Below are 25,173 nucleotides of genomic sequence, written 5' to 3' on the forward strand. Positions count from 1 at the left end.
AGCGTGGCTCAGTTGGCGCGCTTGTCATCGCCTGGCTCGCCGCCAACGTGTACGCCACGGTTATCACCGATTTCGCCAGCGCGGTGTACGCCATGGTCGTCGCCGATTTCGCCAGCGCGGTGCACGCCATGGTCGTCGCCGATTTCGCCAGCGCGATGTACGCCATGGTCGTCGCCGATTTCGCCAGCGCGGTGCACGCCATGGTCATCGCCGATTTCTCCGGCCCGATGAACCCCATGATCGTCGCCAGCTTCGGCGTGGGCGCCGTTGCGTCCTGAAGAGGCGCTGTCACCGGAATGACCCGAACCATGGTCGCTACCGCTGTGGCCACTGTTTCCACCGCCGCCACTGCCGCTGCCGCCGTGGCTACCACCATTTCCGCCACCGCCACCGCCACCGCCACCGCCGCCGTTACCACCCCCTCCGTTGCCGCCCCCGCCGCCCCCATTTCCGCCACCACCCCCTCCATTGCCGCCTCCACCGCCACTACCTCCGCCGCCGCCACCACCGCTGCCTCCACCCCCACTGCCACCTTCCTTGGCCTGAACGCTGGACACCCCGGACAGGTTGTCCGGGATCAATACGGTAGACGCCGACAGGACTGCGCCGATGGTCATCGCTAGCATGAGCTTTTGAATGTGCATATCGTTCTCCGTCTTTGTTGTCTTGAATGGGAACGTGGATGTGCCTTGTTTGCGTGTGATCCGACCCGTTCCCGGGGTCAGTGGATACTTGAAGCGAGTTCGAAGATCGGGATGTACATCAGGATCACGATGACCCCGATCAACAGACCGATGAAGGTCATCAGCAGCGGTTCGAACAGCCGCACGAACCACTCGATCCAGCGGCTGATTTCCTCGTCGTAGAAATCGGCGCTGCGTTCCATCATTTGCCCGAGGTTGCCGGACTGCTCGCCAGCGCGCAGCAGGCGCAGAGACACCGGCGTCACCAGCCGATTGAGCTCCAGTGCGGTGGACAATGACTGTCCTTCGCGCACCCGCTCGCAGGCCTGGTCGAGCCGCGCCCGCGAGGCCACGGTGAGCAGGCCGCGCACCATGCCCATGGCGGTCACCAGCGGAATCCCGCCTTGCAGCAAAATCCCCAGTGATCGGTAAAACCGCGCCAGCTCATACATGAAGATCCGCTGGTGCACGGCGGGGAGTTTCTCCACCAGCCGATCCAGCCCGCGGCGAAACGCCGGTTGTTTCTGCAACACGGCGAGGGTGGTGATGATGGCCGCCAGAATCCCGAAAAACTCACCCTGATGCGCGTGCAAAAACATCCCGCTGCTCATCAAGATCTGCGATAGCCACGGCAGGTTCGAGCCCAGCCCTTCGAACACCAGGCTGAAACGCGGCACCACGTACCCCATCAGAAACAGCACCACGCCACCGCCGACTACCAGCAACAGCAAGGGGTAAATCGAGGCGCTGATGATCTTCTGCCGCACCTCGTCCATGCGCTGGCGATAGCTGACATAACGCCCCAGCGCATCGCCGACCGCGCCGGTCTTCTCGCTGGACTGTACCAGCGCCACGTACAGTGGCGGGAAGACCGCCGACAACTGGGCCAGTGCCTGGGAGAACGACTTGCCCTCATACAGAAGCCGCACCAGCTCACTCAAAGTTTTGCGGGCAGCGGGGGCGGTTTCTTTTTCCGCCAGGCTTTCCAGTGCATCGATCAACGGCAGGCCGGCGTTGAGCAACGTGGTCAGCTCTTGGCTGAACAGCACCAGATTGAAGGTCTCGTGTTTGCTCAGACGCAACGAACGCCAGTGCCGTTCGGCGTGCAGGCTGACCACGCGCAGGCCCTGATCCTCGGCGATGCGCCGCGCTTCGCTGTGACCGGGCGCCTCGATGTTCAGCGACACCACGCCGGCCTTGCCCACTGCCTTCAGATGAAAACGCATGCCCGGTGCTCCGCTCATTGCCAGTTGGTGATTTCGGCGTTTTCGCCTTCGCCGCCGGGCTGGCCGTCCTTGCCCATCGACAGCAAGTCGTACTCGGCGTTTTCGCCGGGGTAGCGGTAGGTGTAGTTGCGGCCCCACGGGTCCTGCGGCAGTTTTTTCTGCAGATACGGGCCAGTCCATTTCGCCTCGTCGCTCGGTGCGGTCACCAACGCCTGCAAGCCTTGTTCGGTGGACGGGTAGTGGCCGACTTCCAGCCGATACAAGTCCAGCGCCTTGCCCAGGCCTTCGATCTGCGCCTTGGCGACTTTCACTTCGGAGCGCCCCAGCTGGGCGAAATATTTGGGCGCGACGATCCCGGCCAACAGACCGAGCACCACCAGCACCACGAGCAATTCGAGCAGGGTGAAACCCTGTTGGGCGCGCGGACGAACATGCAGCTTCATGATGACCTCCGGTGAATGGCAGCCGAGTCGCCAGAGGGCTTATGCAATTGCCATGCTCAGCACCCGATAAATCCTGCGCGCGGGCTGAAGCCCTTGAAATACGGGCTTCTGAAGAGTCGGCACAGTGCTTGCGTACGGCTGAATCACGACAGGTCAGTGGGGCATTTCCCCCAATTTTTCGGGGCCTGTCAGGGGAGGCCCAATGCTCAATCCAATCTGCGCAGGACTGCTTGGCTGCATGCTGTTGACCGGCATCGCCGAGGCCGATGTGTTTGTCTCCGTGGACGCCAAGGGCAGCTATGTGCTGTCCAACGTCCACCGCCCCGGACGCACCTACGAACGGGTGATCCACGAGGCGCAAATGCCCGTGGTCAGCCTTGACCGGCAACCGCAATTGATCGCCAACCAGCCCTACGCGGAACTGGTATCGGCGGCGGCCACGGCCAATCACTTGCCCGAGGCACTGCTGCACGCGGTGATTAACGCCGAGTCGAACTACAACCCTGGCGCCACCTCGCCCAAAGGCGCCGGCGGGCTGATGCAACTGATGCCCGACACAGCCCGGGAACTGGGAGTGACCGATGTCTACGACCCCAAGGCCAACATTCAGGGCGGGGCCCGGTATCTCAAGCGTCTGATGACCCTGTTCGATAACGACATCGCCCTCGCCGTGGCGGCCTATAACGCCGGCCCCGACGCGGTGTTGAGCCGTGGCCGGGTGATCCCGCCGTTTGCCGAAACTCAGCGTTATGTGCCCAGCGTCCTGCGTCAGTACCGGCGTTTGCAGGGGCTGGCGGCGGACGCGCCGTTGTAAACCTTCAACCCGGTTTTCCCCACTTTCGGGGCAAACCTGCCGGGTTGGAAAAGCGGGGAATCGGGTGGGGAATATCCCCCGGATTCTCAAGTGGTTTTTGTAACTGACTGACCAGCAACAAAAATTTTTGTGGCATGCGGATTGCTCCGAGGGCTTTGTCGAGAATCATTCCCTGTGAGCACCCACTACGAGGTTTCCGATCATGGTTGGCATTCACCACGCACCGTCCCTGCTGAACTGGCTGCTGTTGCTGGCCTCGATGCTCAGCGTCGAACTGGCCAGCGCCGCCGTGCGCTGCGAACGCAATCTGGTGGCCAACGTCGTGGCCTTCGATCAGCCGCTGATGTTCAACCGCCTCGGCGCGCAGAACGTCAACGGCATGATGTTCGCCTTGCGCCGCGACGTGGTCGATGACCATGACCGGTCGCTGGCCCAGGGCGGATCGGCGGTGCCAGGCAAAGTTTCACTGCGTCCGGACAAGCGTCCTCGGCCACTGGTGCTGCGCGTGGCAGCGGGGGACTGCCTGACGATCAACCTGCAGAACCTGCTGGCTTATCAGGCCAACCCGAACCATCACTCTGAGCCTGAGGGCGAAGAGGAAAACGTCAATGTCGGCGAAGCCTTCAAGGCCGACGAGCAAGTCGCCGATCGGCATGTCGGCTTCCAGGTCAACGGTCTGCAAGCGGTGAACAGCATCGACGACATCGCCTCGTTCACCGGTCGCAATGCCAACAGTCTGGTCGCCCCGGGTGCCAGCCGTTCCTATCTGTTGTACGCCGAGCGCGAAGGGGCGTTCGACGTCAGCAGCCGTGGCGCGACGTTCGGCGGGGAGGGCGCGGCCGGCAACAATGCCAATGGTCTGTTTGCCCAAGTGGTGGTCGTGCCCAAGGGCGGCCGCACTTACCGCAACACCCTCACCGAAGAAGACATGCGCCTGGCCAGCACTGGCCGCACCCCCGCCGGACACCCGATCGTCGATTACCAGGCACGCTACCCGCAGCGCGAGCCGTGGCTGCGCGAAGGCAAGGCCGGCACACCGATCATCAGCATGGTCGACGGTAGCGAAATCATCTCCAGCGAAAGCGATGCCATTGTCATGGGCAGCAACCCCGACGGCAGCTTTCCGCCGATCACTTATCCGCTGGAATCGCTGGGCAAACGCAACCCGGCGCTGCCCAATCGGCTGGAGCCGTTCCGCGATTTCGCCGCGCAGTTCCAGGACGAAACCGCCGTCACCCAGGCGTTCCCGGCGTACTTCGCCGATCCAGTGATGGGGCACGTGCTGGAGCCGACCCGCGATTCGTTCATGATCAACTATGGCGCTGGAGGCATGGGCGCTGAAGTGATCGCCAACCGTTTGGGCGTGGGGCCGATGCACGATTGCCTGTCCTGCGCCTACGAAGAATTCTTCCTCAGCTCGCACACCGTCGGCGACGTGGCGATGCTGGTGGACGTCCCGGCCAACTCCGGGCTTGAGAACATCGCCCCTGGCCAGGCTCCGCGCGCTGATCAGGTCGGCGTCAAAGCGACGATGGCGCTTTATCCGTCGGAGCCGTCGAACGTCGCCCACAGCTACATCGGTGACTTCGTCAAATTCCGCAACACCCACAACGGTTACGAGCACCACATTTTCCATTTGCACGGCCACCAGTGGTTGTTCAACCCCAACGACGACAACTCCGATTACGTCGACGCTCAGGGCATCGGTCCGGGCGCCGGTTACACCTATGAAATCGCCAACGGCGGTTCGGGCAATCGCAACCGGGTGGCGGGCGATGCGATCTACCATTGCCACTTCTATCCGCATTTTGCTCAGGGCATGTGGGCCATGTGGCGGGTGCATGATGTGTTTGAAGAGGGCACCAAACTGGAGGTTTCCGAGCAAGGTGCCGACGGTTTCCACAGCGAGCCTTATGCCCTGCGCAGCGGCAAACCGGCCGCTGGCGCCCGCGCCTTGCCGGATGGCGAAATCATTGCCGGCACGCCAATCCCCGCCATCGTGCCGCTGCCGGGCAAAGCCATGGCGCCGATGCCGGGCAAGGTTGTTGTCGTACCGAAAATCGGTGAAACCCTGGTTACCGGCAACGATGACGACAATGAGGAAGAAGAGGGCGACGATGATCATCACGGCGGCAACGCTGGCGGTCAGGCGGTGGGTTCTCTGGCCCTGGTGGATCGCAGCGAAGCCAACCGCAACGCTGACGGCAGCCTGAAAAATCCCGGCTATCCGTTCTGGATCGGCGGCATGGAAAGTTCGGTCGGGCAGCGTCCGCCGACTCCGCCGCTGGACATGCTCGACGCCGCCACCGCGCAATCGCTCAAAGCCAGTGGAAAGGCACTGTGGGCCAACCTCGACCCGACGCAATCCGGCGGCTGGGACGGTGGTTTGCCGCGCCATGCACTGGACGGCAAATCCGCCGGTGGCGAAGCGCACACCGTGACCACGTCGCTGGATTTCTCCAAGGAAGTCACCCGCGCCAAACCGATCTATCTGCCCGAAGAGGGCACTGAAGTCGAACAGGCCGCGATGGCCTTCCACGCGAAAAAGGACCACCCAAGCTTCGCCTTGCTGCCCGGTAATCAAGTGGTGGCCAAAGCCTTCCGCACCAATGGCGCCCTGCCGATTGCTGGCGCGCCGTACTACGAACCGTGCATGGACGACCGGCAAAAACGCCTGACCAGCAGCGCCGGCAGCGGCGAATTCAACAGCGGCGAGCGCATCGACGGCATGTCGTTTGTCGGGGCCTCGGCGTTCACCGCCGACCGGCCACGAGTCTACAAAGCCGCCAACATCCAGTTCGACGCGGTGTACAACAAGGTCGGTTATCACTTCCCGCAAGCCCGGATCCTGGCGCTGTGGGAAGACGCCTGGCCGGTGATCACCAAGCAGCGTCCGCCAGAGCCGCTGGTGATGCGCATGAACACCTTCGACTGCGTGCAATACCAGCAAACCAACCTGGTGCCGGCCGTCTATGAGATGGACGACTATCAGGTGCGCACCCCGACCGACGTGATCGGCCAGCACATTCACCTGCCGAAGTGGGACCTGACGGCAGCGGACGGTTCCTCCAACGGCTGGAACTACGAGGACGGCGTGCTTTCCCCCGGCGCCGTGCAGGAGCGTGTGCACGCGATCCGCGAATTCAACCAGTGCGCCGGCACCGACACGCGCGACGGCACCCCGGCCTGCCCGAAAGCCAAGGCGCATCCGTTCTTCGGTCAGTACGGACGCAGCGACTGGATGGGCGCGCGCACGGCGATGCAGCGCTGGTTCGTCGACCCGGTGATCAACAGCAAAGGCGTGGATCGCGGCCTCGGCACGATTTTCACCCATGACCACCTCGGCCCATCGACGCACCAACAGATCGGCCTCTACGCCACCGTGCTGGCTGAACCGGCCGGTTCCACCTGGTTTCACGCCGAAACCGGCGAGCCTTTGTACAGCGGTGCCCGGCAGGATGGCGGGCCGACGTCGTGGCAAGCGGTGATCAACACCGGCGACCTCGACGGCGACGGCTTGAACGACAGCTTCCGCGAGTTTTTCCTGGAGTACAGCGACTTCCAGCACGCCTATGAAGCCGGTGTGTATGTTGGCGCCGGCCCGAATGGCATCCCGAATGCGCAAGCGTTCCCGGCCACGGCCGACAGCTTCCGCTTTGCGATCAACCCACCGGTGCGCAACAACGCCGGCAACCTGCTCGAAGCGGTGGTCGAGGCGCGCGGCGGGATCAAACCGGGCTGCCCGAGTCGGCCATGTCCGCAGGCGATTTCCGTGGATGACCCCGGCATGTTCGTCGTCAACTACCGCAACGAGCCGCTGGGCCTGCGGGTGTTCGATCCGAACAAGGTCGGCCCGGACGGCAAGCGCGGCATGCAGGCAGACGGCCTCGGCGGTGACCTGGCGTACGCCATGCAAAGCCGCACCGACCGGGCGATCCCGGCACTGAACCTGGCACCGAACCAGATCAGTTCGGCCACCGGGCCTACCGGCGGCACCACGCTGTTCCCGCCGCACATCAACAAGGGCGGTGCCGAGCCGGGCGATCCGTTCACGCCGATGCTGCGCACCTACACCGGTGACAACGTGCGGCTGCGGGTGCATGCCGGCGGCCACGAGGAAGAGCACAACGTCACCCTGCACGGCGTGAAGTGGCTGCAGAGCGGCTCCGGGTTCGGCAACAGTTCCAACTCTGGCTGGCGCGCTTCGCAGATGGTCGGGATCTCCGAGCAGATGGGCTTCATTGCGCCGGTGTCGATGCTGTCGAGTTCTGCGGCGACCACCGGGGATTATCTGTACTCGATGGACGCTTCGATCGAAGGCTACTGGAACGGCATCTGGGGTGTGATGCGTAACTACACCGCGCAACGCAACGACCTGTTCGCGCTGCCGAACAACCCGAAACCAACCGGCATGCGCAACACTGTTGCGTTCGAAGGCACCTGCCCACGGATCAGCGCCAACCCCAACGGCATCGGCACCCGGCCGACCGTGCAGCGCAACTATGAAGTGGTCGCGGCGCTGGCCAATGACATCCTGCGCAACCCGCTGGGGCTGACCATCGGCGATTCGGCCGGGCTTGGCCAGCATGTTGGCGGGCCGTTGAATCCCGCCGGCGGCACGCTGGTGTTCAACTCGCGGCCGGTGAGCATTCCGCAGGTGACGGTGACCGACCCCGAGGATGGCGAGACCATCACCATCGGCGGCCAGAGCGGGCCGATCCATGACCCGACCGCGATCCTTTATGTGCGCAAGGCGGATCTCGATCCGGCCACCGGCAAGCTCAAACCCGGCATTCCGGTGGAGCCGCTGGTGCTGCGCGCCGCTGCCGGCGACTGCATCAACATCACCCTGGAAAATCGCTTGCCGAGCGTGATGCCCGATCTGGCGCAGACCGCGATCCTGCAAGGTCTGGTCAAACGCGACCGTAACGGTGGCGACGGCTCGACCACCTTCAACAACAACCTGCTGCGACCCTCCAGCCACGTCGGCCTGCATGCGCAATTGCTGGCCTACGACATCACCAAATCCGACGGGGTGAACGTCGGCGCCAACCCGATCCAGACCGTGCCTCCGCGTGTCGGCAGCACCGGTGCCTACCCGACCCGTACCTATCAGTACTACGCCGGGCACCTGGAGCGTGAAGGCAAACCAGTTACCCAACTGGGGCGCAACGTCGACAACATCAACGCCACGGCGGTGGAGTTCGGCGGCCTCAACTTCACCCCGGCGGACGTGATCAAGCAACCGCAAAAAGGCCTGGGCGGGGCAATGAGCATCCTGCCGGTGGGTGCTACCTGGGTCGACGACGTACGCAAGGTCAGCGCCACGGTGACGGCGGCGGGGCAGACGGCTTATCGCGATTTTGCGATGGTCTGGCAGCGTGCGCTGAACCTGCGCTGGGCCAATGGCCGGCCGGTGGAAGGCATCGCCTCCGAAGGCATGGGCGTGCCGAACGATCCGAAGGACAACGCCGGCATGGCCATCAACTACAAGGCCGAGCCGATGTGGTACCGCTTCGGCCTGGCGCCGGACGCACCGTTCGGGCGTGCCGACGGTCATGGCTACGGCGACGTGCCGAACGCGCACATGGCCTACAGCAACGCGCTGGTCGGCGGCGATCCACAGACCCCGGTGTTCTACGCCAAGCCGGGTCAGCCTTTCCGCACCCACATCCTGATGCCAACCGGTGGCAGCCGTGGCTCGACCTTCCAGCTCGACGGGCATCTGTGGTCGGTCAACCCGTTCCAGTCGGAGAAGAGCGATGTCGGCGGCTACCCGATGAACACTCCCGGCGTGGGCTCGGTGAAGTTCGGCTACAACCCGATGTCGATGTACATCGGCGCCCGCGAAAGCGTGCTGCCGGCGGCGCACTTCAGCTTCATGTTGCCGAGCGCCGGCGGGGCCAATGCGATAGCGGGGGACTACCTGTTCCGCGACAACGCGTCGTTCGGCAACACGGCGGGGTTGTGGGGGTTGTTGCGGGTGACCAATGAGCCGGAGCCGGTACCGCCCGCTCAATGACCGGACGGGGTTGTATTGGCAGGGGAGAGCGACATGAACAGGATCATCAACATCATCGGCGTGTGTCTGCTGACCATCGCAGGTGCGCTGCTCACGCTCGGTGAGCTTGCCTTGGCGCAGACGTTGACCCGTGATGGCGTGTCCATCACGTTCAACCTGCAACCCCTGGCCCGCGACGGCAAATTGCGTGAAGGCGAGTTCGCCGACGTGCAGTTCCGCGTCACCGATGGCACCTCCGGCCAGCCGTTGTCCGGTGTCGCACCGGGAGCGTGGATCGATCCGGAAAGCGTTGGCGCCGACCAGGCCCAGGGCCGCGACAAGAGCTGCAAATCCCGGGTCGGGACGTTCCTCAAATCCAACATCGGCGCGCGGCCGTTGCTCGATCTCAATAGCTACTTCCTGCTGGTGATGAACCGCGATGCCAGCGTTTCGGTGATCGATCCTTCGGTGTCGGTCGGCGGCATCACCAGCACTCTGGCGCGGATCGAACTCAAGCAACCGCCGATGGACTGGGTCACGCTCAGAGACAACAAACGGGTGTTCGTGTCGATGCCGGCAGCAGGCGCAGTGGCGGTGATCGACAGCGAACAATTCAAGGTGCTCGACTCGGTGGACGCCGGCAGCCAACCGGTGCGGGTCGCGCTGCAACCGGACGAGCGCCTGCTGTGGGTCGGCAACAACGCGAACAAGGCTGAAGCGTCAGGCGTCACGGTGATCGACACCCAGAGCCTCAAACCGCTGAAACACCTGACGACCGGTCGCGGCCACCACGAAATCACCTTCAGCAAGGACAGCCGCTTCGCCTTCGTCAGCAACCGCGACGACGGCACGTTGAGCGTCATCGACATTGCCAGCCTGAGTCTCCTGCAACAGATCAAAACCGGTTCCAGCCCGTTGTCGGTGGCGTACTCGCCGCTGTCCGGTGCGGTGTATGTGGCCGATGGCAAGGACGGCACCGTCACGGTGATCGACGCCAACAGCCGCGCCGTACGGCGGGTGATCAAGTTGCAACAGGGCCTCGGCCCGATGGGGTTCAGCGCCGATGGCCGCTTCGGCGTGGTGCTGAATACGGTAGAAAATCGCGCCACGGTCATCGATGCGGCCAATGATTCAGCGATCCATGATCTGGACGTCTCGGCCGAACCCTATCAAGTGGTGTTCACCAAGGCCTACGCCTACGTGCGCGGGCTGGCGTCGCCGAAGGTCACCATGATCAACCTCGCCTCACTCGGCGAAGGACGGCAGCCGATCAGCCAGGGTTTCGAGGCCGGGCCGCAGCCGCCACGGCTGGCCGGGAATTTGCCGCTGGCGTCGAGCCTTGCTGTTTCGCGGGACGACAACGCGGTGTTCGTGGTCAACCCGGTGGACAACACCACCTATTTCTACGCCGAAGGCATGAATGCGCCGATGTCCGGCTACCCCAATCGCGGGCAGGTGGCGCGTGCGGCCATGGTCGTCGACCGCAGCCTGCGCGAGGTGTCGCCGGGCCTGTACAGCGCCCGGGTGAAACTGCCGGCGGCGGGGCGTTTCGACGTGGCGTTCCTGCTCAATCAGCCGAACATCATTCATTGCTTCAGCGCCCAGGTGGAATCCGACGGAGCGGCTGAAAAACACGTCGGCCCGCCGCAAGTCGAGTTCCTCTTGGACAAGACCGCCGTGGTGCTCAACGACCCGTACGTGGTGCGGTTCCGCATCGTCGAAGGCAAGCAAAAGGTGCAGCGCACGGGCGTGAAAGACGTGCAGTTGCGCTACTTCCTCGCGCCGACGTCGCGACCCCGTGAAGTCGCGGCCCTGGAAGTCGCCGACGGTGTGTACGAAGCCCCGGTGACCCTCGACCGCAGCGGCGCTTGGTACCTGCATGTGCGCGCGGCATCGCTGGGCGCCGGTTTCGATGACAAGACATTTGCCAGTGTCCGGGTGCTGCCCGGCCAGACTCAGTGACGAGGACAACGCCATGAACCGATTCGCATCATCCGGCCTGCTGACCCTGTGTCTGTTGGCCACCGGCATTCATCAGGCCCAGGCACATTCGGCGGATGAACACGCGGGGCACAAGGCACCGGCCGCCAGCTCTCAGGAACACACCCAGGTCAAATTCGTCGACGTGCCGCTGCTCGATCAGAACGGCAAGACCGTGCGCCTGGAACAGGATTTGGTGCACAACAAAATCGTCGTCATGAGTTTCATCTACACCAGTTGCACCACGGTCTGCCCGGTGGTCTCGTCGATCATGGGCAAGGTGCAGAAACAGCTGGGCTCACGGGTCGGCGGCGAAGTGCAGCTGGTGTCGATCAGCATCGACCCGCAACGCGACGACCCGAAACGCCTGCGCGATTACGCCCGCTCTTTTCAGCGCGGGCCGGGCTGGAGCTGGCTCACCGGTTCGACGCAGTCGATCAACGCCACCCTCAAGGGGCTGGGCAGTTTCAGCGGTGACTTCAAGAATCATCAGCCGCTGATCCTCGTCGGCGACGGCAACAGCCGTCACTGGATGCGCTACTACGGCTTCACCGACCCGGCGCTGCTGGCCAGGGAAGTAGAGAAACTCAGCGGTCTGCGCACCCACGCCAGACACACCGCGATTGCCATGGAGCAACAGCCATGAGAATGCTCGACTGGGTCACCCTGATGATCTGCTTCTGTATTTTCAGCGCGGTGGCGTTCGCCCACGAAGGTCATGCACCCGAGGCTCCGGCAACGGTTGCCGCCGCGCCGGCCAAAGGCACCCACGACGCAAAGACCTGGTTCACCGACACGCCGTTGCTGGATCAGCATGGCAACATTCAGCACTTCTACAGCGATGCCCTGAAAAATCGCGTGGTGCTGCTCAACGTCATTTTCACCAGTTGCAACGATGCCTGCCCGCTGATCACCCGCAAGCTCAAGGAAGTCCGCGAGCTGCTGGGTGACAAGGCTGACGGCGTCACTTTCATTTCCCTTACCAGTGATCCGCTGCGCGACACGCCGGCGGTACTCAAGGCATACACCTTGAAGCAGGGCGCCGATGACCCTCACTGGCTTTTCCTTACCGGCGACAAGGCGCAGATGGATCTGGTGCTCGGTCGCATCGGCCAGATCGTGCCGACGCCGGAGCAGCACTCGACCCAGTTGATCGTCGGCGATGTCGCCAACAAACGCTGGAGCAAGATTCGCCCCGACGCCCCGGCCGCCGCCATTGCCCAGCGCTTGCAGTTGCTGACAATGCCCGTGGCCGGCCGCTGAGTCCGCGCCATGAAACTCGGCCGCGTCCTCGCCCTGATCCTGCTCGCTGGCGTCAGCCTCGGCGCGGCCGCGTTGCCGCTGACCGATGAAGAAAGCGCCGGCAAGCGCCTGTACCGCGAAGGCCTGTCGGCCAGCGGCGAGGCGATCATGGCGCGGGTCGGCGCGGCGGACGTGTTGCTGCCGGCCACTAGCCTGCCGTGCGCCAACTGCCACGGCACCGATGGTCTCGGTCGGCCCGAGGGCGGCGTGCGGCCGCCGGAGCTGAACTGGTCGCGACTGACCAGCATTCACGGTCAGCAACATGTCAATGGACGCAACTACCCGGCATACACCGAAAGCAGCCTGGCGCAGGTGATCCAGCAGGGCCGCGACTCCGGCAACAATCGGCTCGATCCGAGCATGCCGCGCTTCTTGCTGTCGATGAAGGATCAGCGCAATCTCACTGCCTATCTCAAGCGTCTGGCTGATGATCGCGATCCGGGACTCGATGACCAGACCCTGCACCTGGGCACTTTGCTGCCCAGTCAGGGGCCGCTGGCCGAGGAGGGCGCCACGGTGGCGGCGGTGCTCAACGGCAGCGTGGCGCGGATCAATCAGTCGGGCGGCATTCATGGCCGGCAGTTGCGTCTGACCGTGCTCGATCCCGGCCCGGATCGCGCCAGCGCCGAGCAGGCCCTGCAACGGCTGATCGTCGAGGAAAAGGTCTTTGCGCTGATCGCTCCGCTGGCGCCGGCGCTGGACAGTGAACTGGCGCCGCGCCTGGAGCAGGCCGGTCTGCCGCTGATCGGGCCGTTGTCCTTGATGGGTTCGGTGCAGGCCAGTGCACAGATCTTTGAACCGCTGCCGGGATTGCGCGAGCAGTTGATCGCCCTGGCCGACTACGCCACCGCCAGCCTGAAAGTGCTGCAAGGGCCGACGCTGATCGCCTATCCCGACGACCCGGCTCAGGTGCAGGCCGCCCAGGCGCTGGGGCAATACTTGCAGGATCACGGCTGGCAAAAGGTCCGGCTACAGGCCTACGACCCGGCGGCGGACAGCTTGCCGCTGGGATCGCGTTCGGTGTTCTACTTGGGCAGCGGCAGCGGTTTCAGTCGGTTGGCGGCGGGGCTGCAGCATGCCGGGCAAGTGCCGTATCTGTTTGCGACGTCGGGTCAGGTAGCGGGCGACTTGCTGCAAGTGCCCGAGGGGTTTTCCCGGCGGGTGTTTCTGGCCTATCCCTTTGTGCCGAGCGACTGGACCCAGGCCGGGCGCATGGCCCTGACCCTGCTGCGCGAGCATCAGGGCCTCGGCGCGCAGCATGCGGTGCTGCAAGTCGGCGCCTACGCCTCAATGCTGTTGTTCAGCGAAGCCATGAAGCAGGCCGGGCGCGATGCCAGCCGCGAAAAAATGGTGACGGCCCTCGAAAGTCTGCACGACTTCGACACCGGCCTGACCCCGCGCCTCAGCTTCGGTCCCGGGCGACGATCGGGCTTGAGCGGGGCGCATGTGGTCACCGTGGATTTGCCCGATCAGCGCTTCTATCTGGTCGCGCCCTACAAACCGATTCTCGCGAGCCCCTGAACGGAGGCCTTGATCATGAAGCTCATAAGCGTGTTGTGGCTGCTGGCATGCTGGTTGCCGATGACGTTCGCCAATCCGGAACCGGTGGCGGCGCGGGTCAACGGTGAGGTGATTTCCGAGTTTCGCCTGGAGCGGTTTTTCGTTGAATACCTGGAAGACCGGGGCCGCGCCGTCGCGAGCATCCGTAGTCCCAAGGCCTATAAACAGCTGCGTCAGGCCGCGCTGGACACGCTGATCGACATGGAACTGTTGTGGCAGGAGGCGCAAAAACGTGGCCTGAAAATCGATGACCAGGCTGTGCAGCAACAGGTCGAGCAGATCCGCATCGCCATCGGCGGTAATGACAATTTCATGCGGCGCTTGCAGGATGCGGGGTTCGACCAAGCCTCGTTCACCGAGTACACCCGACGTGAACTGGCGGCGCAACAGATGTTCGCCGCGTTGATCCGCGCCAACATCTTGCAGGCTCGGCATCTGTTGGTTCGCGTGCCCCCGGGTGCCGATGCCGCCACAGACGCGGCGGCGCGTCTACGCTTGATGCAGATGCGTGCCTCCGTGGTCGAGGGGGCAACGTTCGCCAGCGATGCCGTTCGCTCCCCATTCGGCTGGCATTTGATTTATTTGCAGAACCACTTGGAGGCAGCCGATGTCCCACAGATGCAGGGGCTTGCAACAGTCCGGGTACAGCGTGCCCGACAGCAACAGGCCCAGGCTCGTCGCCAGGTGCTCGCGCAATTGCGGGCGCAGAACAGGATCGAACGAATTGACGACGATTGAAGGTTCCCCCCCAATAGTGGGGAATGGCTTCGATGCCCATTCAGGTGCTTCCCCGTTTCTGGGGAACGGGGTACCGGGACGAGCGGGCATTGTCATCAAATTCAAGGACATGAAGACCAAAATTTACCGGCACTCGGCCTGGCATGAAGTGTGCGTTACCTCTTGTGAGGCGCACTCCAGCAGGTTCGGGCAGTAGATGTGAAAAGGCCGGATCTGTCGCTGCAAGGAGTAGACCTTGGTTAACAAAGTACTGGTTGTCGAAGACGAACTGCTGCTTGCGCAGAACCTTCAGGATTATCTGTCGGCGCAAGGGCTGGACGTCCGGATTGCACATGACGGCGCAGACGGAATCGGCCAGGCCGAGACCTTCGCTCCCGACGTGCTGGTGTTCGATTACCGCTTGCCCGATATGGAAGGCTTTGAGGTGCTCGACGCAGTCCGCCAGAACAGGACGTGTCATTTCGTGCTGATAACGGGTCACCCGACCGCTGAAGTCTGTGAGCGGGCGCGGCAACTGGGGGTCAGTCACATCCTGTTCAAACCGTTTCCTTTGGCGGAACTGGCCCGAGCTGTCTGCGACCTTCTGGGGATCCAGCGCGAAGCGAAACCCGGTGCGAGCCCATCCGAAGGCTTCGTCGAACGACGCCAGAGCAGGACCGAGAGCTTCCCGTTGCAGTTGTACGATGGCAGTTGGGTGCTGGCGGACCGCCGACGAAACCGGTCGGAGGCCATGGCACCGGACGACGATCAAATGCTCACCGGGGAGTAATGGCGCGATAGACGTTCCGGCACTCGCCGAACCCGCCTCCCGCGCCGTCAGGGCCTCAAGCCCCGGGTGTTGGAGAGCAAGCCATGGATCGTCTGTCCGTTGTCGTCGAAGCGTTGCAGCCTGCGTGTGCCCCGACACGCTTCTCCAGTGAGCAACTGGCCCAGGCCCGGGCGCGGGCCAGCACTTCCGGGGAACGAGTTCTCGATGCACTGGCCGTGCTCTGCGAACTGGCGCCGATGCCGTTCATTGCCAGCCTCGGCGCCACCCTGCATTACCCGGTGCTCGACACCGACACCCTGTTCCAGGCGACGCCGGTGTTCGATCGGGTCACCCTCGCGCAATGCCTCAAACGTGAATTCATCCTGCTGCGCCACAACGACGAAGTCATCGGCGTGTTCGCCGACCCCTTCGACACGTCGCGCCTGGCCTGGATCGACGAATGCCTGCACGGCGCGCCGCTGTACCTGGTGCACGCCGACGACCTCAAGGCCTATCTGGCCCGCCATGAAGAAAGCTTCCACGCGGTTGAATCGCTCAACGCCCAGGCCGACGCCGGCAGTGAGGTCGACACCCTGCAAAGCCTGTCGCTGACCAGCATCAGCGAAGACTCGAGCGTGGTGGTGAAACTGGTCAACTCGACCCTCTACGACGCGCTGAAAATGCATGCCAGCGATATCCATCTCGGTACCACCGGCAACGGTCTGGTGATCAAGTACCGGATCGACGGCGTGCTGAACAACATCGGCAAGATCCAGGGCAGCGAGTTCGCCGAGCAGGTGATCTCGCGGGTCAAGGTCATGGCCGAACTGGACATCGGCGAAAAGCGCGTTCCCCAGGACGGTCGCTTCAAGATCGGCATCAGCGGCCGGCAGATCGACTTTCGGGTGTCGATCATGCCGAGCATCTTCGGTGAAGATGCGGTGCTGCGGGTGCTCGACAAACAGGACCTGGCCGACAAGGTCTGCGGCGTACAACTTCAGGCGCTGGGCTTTGAAGACGAAACCCTGCGCCAGCTGCGGCGTCTGGCTGCCGAACCCTACGGCATGGTGTTGGTGACCGGACCCACCGGTAGCGGCAAGACCACCACGCTGTACGCGATGATCACCGAGATCAACCACGGTGTGGACAAGATCATCACCATCGAAGACCCGGTGGAATATCAGTTGCCCGGCGTGCTGCAAATCCCGGTCAACGAGAAAAAAGGCCTGACCTTTGCCCGTGGCCTGCGCTCGATCCTGCGGCACGACCCGGACAAGATCATGGTCGGCGAGATCCGCGACCCCGACACTGCACAGATCGCCGTGCAATCGGCGCTCACCGGGCACTTGGTGTTCACGACGATCCACGCCAACAACGTGTTCGACGTGATCGGCCGCTTCACCCAGATGGAAATCGACCCCTACAGCCTGGTCTCGGCGCTCAACGCGATTCTTGCCCAGCGTCTGATCCGTCTGGTGTGCAGCAGTTGCAGCGCACCGGCCACCCCGAACGATGAAGAGCTGCGCGCTTCCGGCCTCGATCCGCACAAGGTCGGCCATTACCACTTCGTCCACGGCAAGGGCTGCGGCCACTGCCGGGGCAGCGGCTATCGCGGGCGCACGGCGATTGCCGAACTGCTGCACCTGGACGACGAACTGCGGCAAATGATCGTCGAGCGCCAACCCATCACCCAGATCAAAGCCCTGGCCTGCGCCCGCGGTTTGCGCCTGTTGCGCGAATCGGCGCTGGAGCTGGTGGAGCACGGTCGGACCACGCTGGAGGAGATCAATCGTGTCACTTTTATCGCGTGATCAATTTATCGCCGTGCTCGGCGCAAGCGGTGTCGGCCTCGGCCAGCGCCGGGGCAGCGACATCCTGTGGCTGGGCAGCGTCGGCTACATCGACGAAGGCTTCCACAGCTACACCGTGGCGCTGGACACCCTCGACCGTCTGCTCGGCGAACACGCCCGCGCAGGTTCGGAACTGAGTGTGGTGATCTCAGGGCATTTCAGCCGTTTCTGCCTGGTGCCGTGGAGCGAGCAGATCAGCACGCCAGAGGAACTGCGTGGCTTCGCCCAACTGTGTTTCGAAGACCTGTTCGGCGCACCGACCCAACCCTGGAGCTTGGTGTTGTCCGCCGAGCCGGCCGGTCACGACCGGATCGCCAGTGCCTTGCCACAGGATTTGCTGGAACACCTGCGCACGCTGGTCAGTGGTCGCAACCTGCGTCTGCGTTCGGTGCAGCCGTACCTGATGAGCGCCTTCAACCGTTTCGACAAAAGCCTCGATGCCGGCGACTTCCTGTTCGTGGTCGCCGAACCGCAACGCAGCGTGTTGCTGCTGGCGAGGGAAGGGCGTTGGGCATCGGTGCGCTCGGTGGGCGGCAGCGACAGTGATGCGGCGTTGACCGCGCTGATCGGTCGCGAACGGCAACTGCAAGCCTCCGTCAGCGAACGTGCCTTCAATGTTTACCTGCATGCCCCGGCGCGTCTCGATGCACAGCCGGATGTAGCGGGGGTGCACTTGCGCACCCTCGAAGACGACTCGATGAGCGTGCGTGACGCCTTGTACGTCATGTCCCGGGCGGTGGCCTGACATGCGTGCCTTGAACCTCGACTTCCAGCCTCGTCCGCGTTCCGGCCCGTTGGGCTGGAGCCTGTTCGGCGGCGGCGTATTCCTTGCGCTGGTGTGCTTCGGCGTGCAGCAGCACCTCGGCGACCAGGCCGAACAGCAGCAAGGTCACTTGCAGCACACCCAGCGCCAACTCACCGGCGACAGCGGCGCCAAAACAACCTTGAGCCCGGCGGAAACCCGCGAGCAGGCGCAGAACCTCGCCGAAATGCGCAAGGTCTCGCAGCAACTGCGCCGCCCCTGGGAACGCCTGTTCGCCATGCTCGAAGCCATGCCGCGTGACGACATCGCCTTGCTGACCCTGACCCCGGATGCCCGCAAGGGCCAAGTGCGAATCAGCGCCGAAGCGCGGGATCTGCAGGCGATGCTGGATTTCCACAAACGGCTGGAGGCCAGCGACGAGCTGTCCGACGTGTCGCTGCTGAGTCACGAAATCGTCGTCAAATCGCCGGAGCAACCGGTGCAATTCAACCTGTCGGCAACCTGGGAGATGGGCGATGCGAATCCCTAGACTGATCGTCCACGAATACCTGCAAGGCCTTGGCGTTCCGGGTCTGGCCGGGCTGGCGTTGCTGCTGGCGACGTTGATCTGGGCACTGGTCGGCTTGCTGCCGGGCTGGCAATCGCTGCAACAGCTCAGCCAGCAGACCCAGGAGGCCACCGAGTACCTGGCCAAGGTCGAGGACGGCAGCATCGCGCCGCCAGTGGTGCCGCAACGTCAGCTCGATGATTTTCGCAACAAGCTGCCGGCCCAACCGCAAGCGACCGTCGCCATCGACCGCATCTACGCCCTGGCCGCGCAGGAACACATCACCCTGGCGCGTGGCGAATACGCCCTCGGCGTCGATCCCAAGACCCATCTGGCGCGCTACCAGATCCTGTTGCCGGTGCGCGGCAGCTACCCGCAACTGCGCCGCTTCCTGCACGCCTTGCTCGGCCAGTTGCCGGCGGTGGTGGTGGAAGACGTCGAGTTTCAACGCAAGAAGATCGCTGACACCGACCTCAACGGCCGGATCCGTATGACCCTTTACCTGTCGAGGTCGTGATGAACACCAAGCGCGTAACAGGGTGGGTGGCGTTCTTCGGCGTGGCGGCGGCGCTGGCCTGGTTGCCCGAATACTTTTTGCCGAGCGACGACGCGGACGCCACTGACGTCGCCGTCTCGGCCCCGGCCAAAGCCACCGCTCGTGGTGCCTTGCCCGCCAGCAATGTCAAGGCTGGCGCAGCGCCGATCAAGGACCTGAGCCCGGCCGGCGACCTGTTTGCGAGCAAATCCTGGAAGGCTGCGCCGACGCTGGCCAGCGTCACCGAACAACCCGTCAACCCGACCCCGGTGGTGCAAGCCCCGAGCCTGCCACCGGTGCCGTTCCAGTTCGTCGGCCGCCTGCATGACCGCAGCGACCTGCAAGTGTTTTTGCAGGACGGCGAAAAAATCTACGTCGTGCGCAACGGGGATGTGATCGACGACACCTGGAAGATCGCGGCGATTTCCGACGCGGAACTGAGCCTGGTCTACCTGCCTCTGCATTTGTCGCAGACCTTGTCTGTGGGGAGTACGCAATGAACAGATCCCGTTTGCTGATGAGCCTTGGCCTGTGCGCCGGGCTGGCCGCGTGCAGTTCCGCGCAGGTCGCCAACAAGGAAGCCGCCGACCTGATCGATCAGGGGCAGTACGAGGCGGGTCTGGCCCGGATCCAGGAAGGCCTGCGGGAAAATCCACGGGATACCGAGCTGCACCTGCTGCTCAACAGCGGCCGGGCCAAGGCGATCACCGCGCTGCTGACTTCCGGCGACACCGACCGCGCCCGCCGTGACTTCACCAACGCACGCCTGGCTTACAACAGGGTGCTGACCATCGAACCGAACAACCGCCGCGCCCAGGATGCCCTGCGTCAACTCGACTACCTGCGCAGCATGGATGAGAAGCTCGAACTGGCCCGTGGCGACCTGCGTCGGGGCGACATCTACGGCGCCGACCGCCAGGTCAAACAGATCCTCGAACTCGACCCTAAAAACGACGGTGCGCTGGAGCTGCAAGGCAACATCCGCCTGGTGCAGAGCCGCAATGTGATCCAGTACCCGCAACTGCGCACCCGGCTCGACCGCCCGGTGACCCTGGAATTTCGCGACGCCAACCTCAAGACCATTTTTGAAGTGCTGTCGCAGGTCGCCGGTTTGAACTTCATCTTCGACAAGGACCTGCGTCCGGACATGAAAGCCACGATCTTCGTGCGTGACGTGCGCATCGAAGACGCCGTGCAACTGTTGCTGCAACAGAACCAGTTGCACCAGAAAGTGGTGAACGAAAACACCCTGCTGATCTACCCGGATTCGCCGCAGAAGCTCAAGGATTATCAAGAGCTGGTGATGCGCACCTTCTACCTGACCAGCATCGACGCCAACACCGCGCTGAACATGATCAAGACCATGCTCAAGACCCGCGACGTGTTCGTCGACGAACGCCTGAACACCCTGACCATGCGCGACACCGAAGACGCGATCCGCATGGCCGAGAAACTCCTGCAATCCCAGGATCAGTCCAACCCGGAAGTGGTGCTGGAAGTGGAAGTGATGGAAGTCGCCACCCAGCGCATTCTCGACCTGGGTCTGCAATGGCCGAGCACTTTCGGCGTGGTCAACGGCGACGGTTCGGCAGTGACCTTGCTGGGACAACTCAAGGGCATCAATTCCGACCGGATCTCGATCACGCCCTCGCCGCAGGCCAAGATCAACGCACAGGACAACGACATCAACACCCTCGCCAGCCCGGTGATCCGCGTCAGCAACCGCGAGCAGGCGCGCATTCATATCGGTCAGCGCGTGCCGATCATCAGTGCCACGTCGGTGCCGTCCACTCAGGGGCCGGTGATCACCGAAAGCGTCACGTATCTGGACGTCGGTCTGAAGCTTGAAGTGACCCCGACCGTGCACCTGAACAACGAAGTGGCGATCAAGATTGCGCTGGAAGTGAGCAACGCCACACCGCTGGAGCCGACCCGCCAGGGGACGATCCCGGTCCAGGTCGACACCCGCAACGCCCAGACTGCGCTGCGCCTGCATGACGGTGAAACCCAGATCCTCGCCGGTCTGGTGCGCAACGACCATGGCGCCACCGGCAACAAGATTCCGGGTCTCGGCGACATTCCGGGTCTGGGCCGGTTGTTCGGCAGCAACAAGGACACCATCGGCAAGTCGGAACTGGTGCTGTCGATCACGCCACGAATCGTGCGCAACCTGCCGTACCAGAGCCCGTCGGACATGGAGTTCCCCACCGGCACCGAAACCAGCATGCACATTCAGGCGCCGGATCGTTCGCAGAACTACGTGATGCCAACCCCGGCCGCCCAGCCTCGCGCCATTGGCGATGCCGCCGTGGCAACTACCCGTGTCACCGTCGAGAAGCCTTGATCATGAACGCCTCCCAGCGCGGTTTTACCTTGATTGAAGTCGTGGTGACGCTGGCCCTGATCGGCCTGCTGGCCGGCATGGCCGCGCCGCTGACCGAGACCCTGGTGCGGCGTGGCAAGGAGCAGGAACTGCGCACCGCGCTGTATCAGATCCGCGATGGCATCGACGCCTACAAGCGTGCCTTCGATGCCGGCTACATCGAGAAATCCCTGAACAGCAGCGGCTATCCGCCGAACCTCAAGGTGCTGGTCGAAGGCGTGCGCGACGTGCGCAGTGCCAAGGGGGCGAAGTTCTATTTTCTGCGCCGGATACCGCGGGATCCGCTGGTGCCGGCCAAGCGTGACGACAACGGCGGTTGGGGCCTGCGGGCCTACGATAGTTCGGCCCAGAACCCGCGCGATGGCGAAGACGTGTTCGACGTCTACTCCCACGCCAAGGGCCGTGGCCTCAACGGCATCGCTTATCGCGAGTGGTGATTCTCATGCGCCGGGAAAAGGGTTTTACCTTGCTCGAACTGATGGTGGTGATGGCGATCATCGCGACCCTGATGACCATTGCCTTGCCGCGTTATTTCAACAGTCTCGAAGCCTCCAAAGAGACCACGTTGCACCAGAGTCTGTCGGCCATGCGCGAGGCACTGGATCACTACTACGGCGATACCGGGCGCTATCCCGATTCTCTCGAACAACTGGTGGAACTGCGTTACCTGCGCAACACGCCACTGGACCCGATCACCGAACGCAATGACCAGTGGGTGCTGGTCGCACCACCGGAAGGTGTGGCGGGCGGCGTGGCCGACATCAAGAGCGGTGCTACCGGGAGGGCGCGCGATGGCAGTCAGTATTCCGAGTGGTAAGCGCGTGGAGCAGGGCGGGTTCACCTACCTGGGCGTGCTGTTCCTGATCGTGATCATGGGCATGGGTCTGGCCAGTGCCGGCGAGTTGTGGTCGACGGTGTCGCGCCGCGATCGCGAGAAGCAACTGCTGTGGGTCGGCACTCAATACGCCCAGGCGCTGCGCAGCTATTACCGCAGTTCGCCGGGGCTGGCGCAGTACCCGAAAGAGTTGGCTGACCTGCTGCAGGATGAACGTTTTCCGGAGCCCCGGCATCACCTGCGCCAGCTCTATCCGGACCCGATTGGCGGCGGCGAATGGGCGTTGCAACGCGGCTTTGACGGACGCATCACCGGGATCAACAGCCCGTCGACCGAGGTGCCGTTGAAGCAGGCGGACTTCCCGTCGCAATGGTCGGATTTCGAAGGCATGCAGCGTTATTCGGATTGGCAGTTCGTCGCCGAAAAGGCCTTCCTCGATGGTACCGGCCCTGGCAACGGAACCCCGGTCAAAGGCCAGTCGGCCCTGCCGCAGGCGTTGCAGCCATGAGCCGCCAGTGGTGGTGTGCGTTGATCTTGTCGGTGGTGGCCTGCTGTATCAGTGCCAGCGAGGAAGACGAAATGATGGGCTTCATCGTCGACGACACGATCTCGCACATCGGCCACGACTTTTACTACTCGTTCAGCGAACGCCTGCGCGACACCAGCCGCATGGATTTCAACCTGGTGGTGCGCGAGCGCCCCGACGCGCGCTGGGGCAGCCTGGTGACCGTCGAATATCAGCAACGCCTGGTGTATCGGCGCTTCCTGCCGCCGAACACCGTGGAACTGAAGGACGAGGCCTATGAGGCCGCCGACTCGGTTCGCCTGGAGGTCGTCCGGCGCAAGCTGGAAGCCCTGTTGCAGGACACCACCGACCTTGAGAAGGACGAACTATGAACACGACAACGTTCTCACGGCGCCACGGATTGTGGATCCCGGGTTTATTGATCGGGCTCGTCGGCGCCGCTGCTGTCCAGGCCACCGAACTGGTCTACACGCCGGTCAACCCGTCGTTCGGCGGCAACCCGCTCAACGGCACCTGGCTGCTCAACAACGCCCAGGCGCAAAACGACCACGACGATCCGGATCTCAAGAAGCGCTCGACGGTGGCCGGCACCTCGGCACTCGAACGTTTCACCAGTCAATTGCAGTCGCGGTTGCTGGGGCAACTGCTGGACAACATCTCCACGGGCAACACGGGGAGCCTGTCTACCGACGCTTTTATCGTCAACGTCGTTGATGACTCGGGGGCACTCACGATTGAAGTGACCGACCGAGCGAGTGGCGAAGTTTCCGAAATTCAGGTGAACGGCCTCAATCCATGACGGGATGACGGTTCCGGGGAGTGATGGACATGAAAAAAATAATAGCGCTAGGGCTGATGTTGGCAGCATTACAAGGGTGCAGTCTGCGCGAGCCGATGCCGGCCGAGCAGGACACCGAGACCCCGACCCTGACCCCCAGGGCCTCGACTTATTACGACTTGCTGAAAATGCCGCGACCCAAGGGCCGGCTGATGGCGGTGGTGTACGGCTTCCGTGACCAGACCGGACAGTACAAACCGACGCCGGCGAGTTCGTTTTCCACCAGCGTGACCCAGGGCGCGGCGTCGATGCTGATGGACGCGATGCAGGCCAGCGGCTGGTTTGTGGTGCTCGAACGGGAAGGGCTGCAGAACCTGCTGACTGAACGCAAGATCATTCGGGCTTCGCAGAAGAAGCCGAATACGCCGGTGAACATTCAGGGTGAGCTGCCACCGTTGCAGGCGGCGAACATGATGCTCGAGGGTGGGATCATCGCTTATGACACTAACGTGCGTAGCGGTGGGGAAGGGGCGCGGTATCTGGGGATTGATTTGACCCGGGAGTATCGGGTGGATCAGGTGACTGTGAATTTGCGCGCGGTGGATGTGCGCAGCGGGCAGGTGTTGGCGAATGTGATGACCAGCAAGACGATTTATTCGGTGGCACGCAGCGCCGGGGTGTTCAAGTTTATCGAGTTCAAGAAGTTGCTCGAGGCTGAGGCGGGGTACACGACCAATGAGCCGGCTCAGCTTTGTGTGTTGTCGGCGATCGAGGCGGCGGTGGGGCATTTGCTGGCGCAGGGGATTGAGCGGCGGTTGTGGCAGGTTGCCGGGGATAATTCTTCGCCTGCGGGGGATGAGACTTTGAATCGGTATTTGACTCAGAACAAGGTGGATCCTGAGGCTGAGTGAACTTGGCGGCCTTTGGGCCGACCAGGTTCTCTGGGTGGTTTGGGTGAATATCCGTTTCTTCGGGGGTTGCGGCTGGCGGTTTCGCCCTTACGGCGAGTCCCTTTTGCAAACGCCCAAAAGGAACCAAAACGCTGGGCCCCGGCGTTCGGCCCCTCGCTGGGGCTCGGGGTTCCTTCGCTCCGGGATTCATCCGGGGGCATCGCCTCCGGTTTGCTTCGCTGCACCTCCTCTCGATGTGTTCGACTTCGTCGAACGGTCGCTGCGCTCCCACCCCCCGGATAAATCCCTCCACTCAGCCTTCCGATGGGGCCGGCACGTCAAGAGCGGTACTCGAGCTAACGCTCATTGTGTTGAGTGGTGAGAGGCGAAAGGCGAAAGGCAGAAAGGCAGAAAGGCAGAAAGGCAGAAAGGCAGAAAGGCAGAAAGGCAGAAAGGCAGAAAGGCAGAAAGGCAGAAAGGCAGAAAGCAGACTGCTTTTGCTTTGATCGTTCCCACGCTTTGCGTGGGAATGCAGCCGGGACGCTCCGCGTTCCATTCTTGAATGTTTAAA

The 25,173-nt window shown here is 63.2% G+C and carries 24 protein-coding genes; 20 read left to right on the forward strand and 4 right to left on the reverse strand.

The genetic code is table 11. From position 1 onward, the window contains the following. Positions 1-8 precede the first annotated feature (8 nt). The 3 genes from NH234_RS11660 to gspG form a co-directional block, all read right to left on the reverse strand. The gene (locus tag NH234_RS11660) at positions 9-644 is read right to left on the reverse strand and encodes a hypothetical protein (RefSeq protein WP_367256582.1); all 636 of its coding nucleotides are present in this window, start codon (positions 642-644) and stop codon (positions 9-11) included. A gap of 77 nt (positions 645-721) precedes the next feature. Then, positions 722-1,909, reverse strand: coding sequence for a type II secretion system F family protein (locus NH234_RS11665; protein WP_085733248.1), 1,188 nt, complete (start codon positions 1,907-1,909; stop codon positions 722-724). Between the two features lie 14 nt (positions 1,910-1,923). Next, positions 1,924-2,352 carry a type II secretion system major pseudopilin GspG gene (gene gspG, locus NH234_RS11670; protein ID WP_367256584.1) on the reverse strand — a complete coding sequence of 143 codons (429 nt, stop codon included), beginning with the start codon at positions 2,350-2,352 and terminating at the stop codon, positions 1,924-1,926. A gap of 202 nt (positions 2,353-2,554) precedes the next feature. On the opposite strand from gspG, the gene NH234_RS11675 reads away from it, so the two are divergent. Continuing rightward, on the forward strand, positions 2,555-3,166 hold the full coding sequence (locus NH234_RS11675; protein ID WP_085733246.1) for a lytic transglycosylase domain-containing protein: 612 nt from the start codon (positions 2,555-2,557) through the stop codon (positions 3,164-3,166). 4 nt (positions 3,167-3,170) lie between these two features. Here NH234_RS11675 and NH234_RS11680 read toward each other — a convergent pair whose 3' ends face one another. Beyond that, a complete protein-coding gene (locus NH234_RS11680) occupies positions 3,171-3,335 on the reverse strand; it encodes a hypothetical protein (protein ID WP_170929647.1) in 165 nt (54 codons plus the stop codon). Positions 3,336-3,368: 33 nt separating this feature from the next. Here NH234_RS11680 and mnxG point away from each other — a divergent pair, with 33 nt between their 5' ends. From mnxG to NH234_RS11775, 19 genes are all read left to right on the forward strand, one after another. Beyond that, entirely contained in the window at positions 3,369-9,188 is a 5,820-nt protein-coding gene (gene mnxG, locus NH234_RS11685) for a manganese-oxidizing multicopper oxidase MnxG (protein WP_367256586.1), read from the forward strand. Between the two features lie 33 nt (positions 9,189-9,221). Continuing rightward, on the forward strand, positions 9,222-11,129 hold the full coding sequence (locus NH234_RS11690) for a cytochrome D1 domain-containing protein (protein WP_367256587.1): 1,908 nt from the start codon (positions 9,222-9,224) through the stop codon (positions 11,127-11,129). 13 nt (positions 11,130-11,142) lie between these two features. Beyond that, a complete protein-coding gene (locus NH234_RS11695) occupies positions 11,143-11,793 on the forward strand; it encodes an SCO family protein (protein WP_367256589.1) in 651 nt (216 codons plus the stop codon). Continuing rightward, the gene (locus NH234_RS11700; protein ID WP_367256591.1) at positions 11,790-12,410 is read left to right on the forward strand and encodes an SCO family protein; all 621 of its coding nucleotides are present in this window, start codon (positions 11,790-11,792) and stop codon (positions 12,408-12,410) included. Before NH234_RS11695 ends, NH234_RS11700 begins: the two co-directional genes overlap by 4 nt. A gap of 9 nt (positions 12,411-12,419) precedes the next feature. After that, entirely contained in the window at positions 12,420-13,970 is a 1,551-nt protein-coding gene (locus NH234_RS11705; RefSeq protein ID WP_367256592.1) for an ABC transporter substrate-binding protein, read from the forward strand. Positions 13,971-13,985: 15 nt separating this feature from the next. After that, positions 13,986-14,747 carry a SurA N-terminal domain-containing protein gene (locus tag NH234_RS11710; protein WP_367256594.1) on the forward strand — a complete coding sequence of 254 codons (762 nt, stop codon included), beginning with the start codon at positions 13,986-13,988 and terminating at the stop codon, positions 14,745-14,747. A gap of 235 nt (positions 14,748-14,982) precedes the next feature. Then, positions 14,983-15,516, forward strand: a complete 534-nt coding sequence (locus NH234_RS11715) for a response regulator (protein WP_367256596.1) — start codon at positions 14,983-14,985, stop codon at positions 15,514-15,516. Positions 15,517-15,599: 83 nt separating this feature from the next. Further along, entirely contained in the window at positions 15,600-17,306 is a 1,707-nt protein-coding gene (locus NH234_RS11720; protein WP_085733238.1) for a GspE/PulE family protein, read from the forward strand. Beyond that, positions 17,287-18,090 carry a hypothetical protein gene (locus NH234_RS11725; protein WP_367256598.1) on the forward strand — a complete coding sequence of 268 codons (804 nt, stop codon included), beginning with the start codon at positions 17,287-17,289 and terminating at the stop codon, positions 18,088-18,090. Before NH234_RS11720 ends, NH234_RS11725 begins: the two co-directional genes overlap by 20 nt. A 1-nt stretch (position 18,091) precedes the next feature. After that, entirely contained in the window at positions 18,092-18,637 is a 546-nt protein-coding gene (locus NH234_RS11730) for a PilN domain-containing protein (RefSeq protein ID WP_085733236.1), read from the forward strand. Next, the gene (locus NH234_RS11735) at positions 18,624-19,172 is read left to right on the forward strand and encodes a GspMb/PilO family protein (RefSeq protein ID WP_085733235.1); all 549 of its coding nucleotides are present in this window, start codon (positions 18,624-18,626) and stop codon (positions 19,170-19,172) included. The genes NH234_RS11730 and NH234_RS11735 overlap by 14 nt, the downstream gene beginning before the upstream one ends. Then, the gene (locus NH234_RS11740; protein WP_085733234.1) at positions 19,172-19,690 is read left to right on the forward strand and encodes a hypothetical protein; all 519 of its coding nucleotides are present in this window, start codon (positions 19,172-19,174) and stop codon (positions 19,688-19,690) included. Before NH234_RS11735 ends, NH234_RS11740 begins: the two co-directional genes overlap by 1 nt. Beyond that, on the forward strand, positions 19,687-21,534 hold the full coding sequence (locus NH234_RS11745) for a secretin N-terminal domain-containing protein (RefSeq protein ID WP_085733233.1): 1,848 nt from the start codon (positions 19,687-19,689) through the stop codon (positions 21,532-21,534). The genes NH234_RS11740 and NH234_RS11745 overlap by 4 nt, the downstream gene beginning before the upstream one ends. A 2-nt stretch (positions 21,535-21,536) precedes the next feature. Beyond that, positions 21,537-22,010 (forward strand): type II secretion system protein, encoded by a 474-nt coding sequence (locus NH234_RS11750; RefSeq protein ID WP_085733232.1) that lies wholly within the window; start codon positions 21,537-21,539, stop codon positions 22,008-22,010. A 5-nt stretch (positions 22,011-22,015) separates the two neighbouring features. After that, positions 22,016-22,390 carry a type II secretion system protein gene (locus tag NH234_RS11755; RefSeq protein ID WP_085733231.1) on the forward strand — a complete coding sequence of 125 codons (375 nt, stop codon included), beginning with the start codon at positions 22,016-22,018 and terminating at the stop codon, positions 22,388-22,390. Continuing rightward, a complete protein-coding gene (locus NH234_RS11760; protein ID WP_085733230.1) occupies positions 22,365-22,916 on the forward strand; it encodes a type II secretion system protein in 552 nt (183 codons plus the stop codon). The genes NH234_RS11755 and NH234_RS11760 overlap by 26 nt, the downstream gene beginning before the upstream one ends. Beyond that, entirely contained in the window at positions 22,913-23,305 is a 393-nt protein-coding gene (gene csgE, locus NH234_RS11765) for a curli production assembly/transport protein CsgE (RefSeq protein WP_085733229.1), read from the forward strand. Before NH234_RS11760 ends, csgE begins: the two co-directional genes overlap by 4 nt. Next, complete coding sequence (locus NH234_RS11770; protein WP_085733228.1) at positions 23,302-23,733, forward strand: curli assembly protein CsgF; 432 nt, start codon at positions 23,302-23,304, stop codon at positions 23,731-23,733. Before csgE ends, NH234_RS11770 begins: the two co-directional genes overlap by 4 nt. Before the next feature lie 29 nt (positions 23,734-23,762). Then, a complete protein-coding gene (locus NH234_RS11775; RefSeq protein WP_085733227.1) occupies positions 23,763-24,623 on the forward strand; it encodes a CsgG/HfaB family protein in 861 nt (286 codons plus the stop codon). Positions 24,624-25,173: the final 550 nt, after the last annotated feature.

Source organism: Pseudomonas sp. stari2 (assembly GCF_040760005.1).
Lineage (GTDB): Bacteria > Pseudomonadota > Gammaproteobacteria > Pseudomonadales > Pseudomonadaceae > Aquipseudomonas.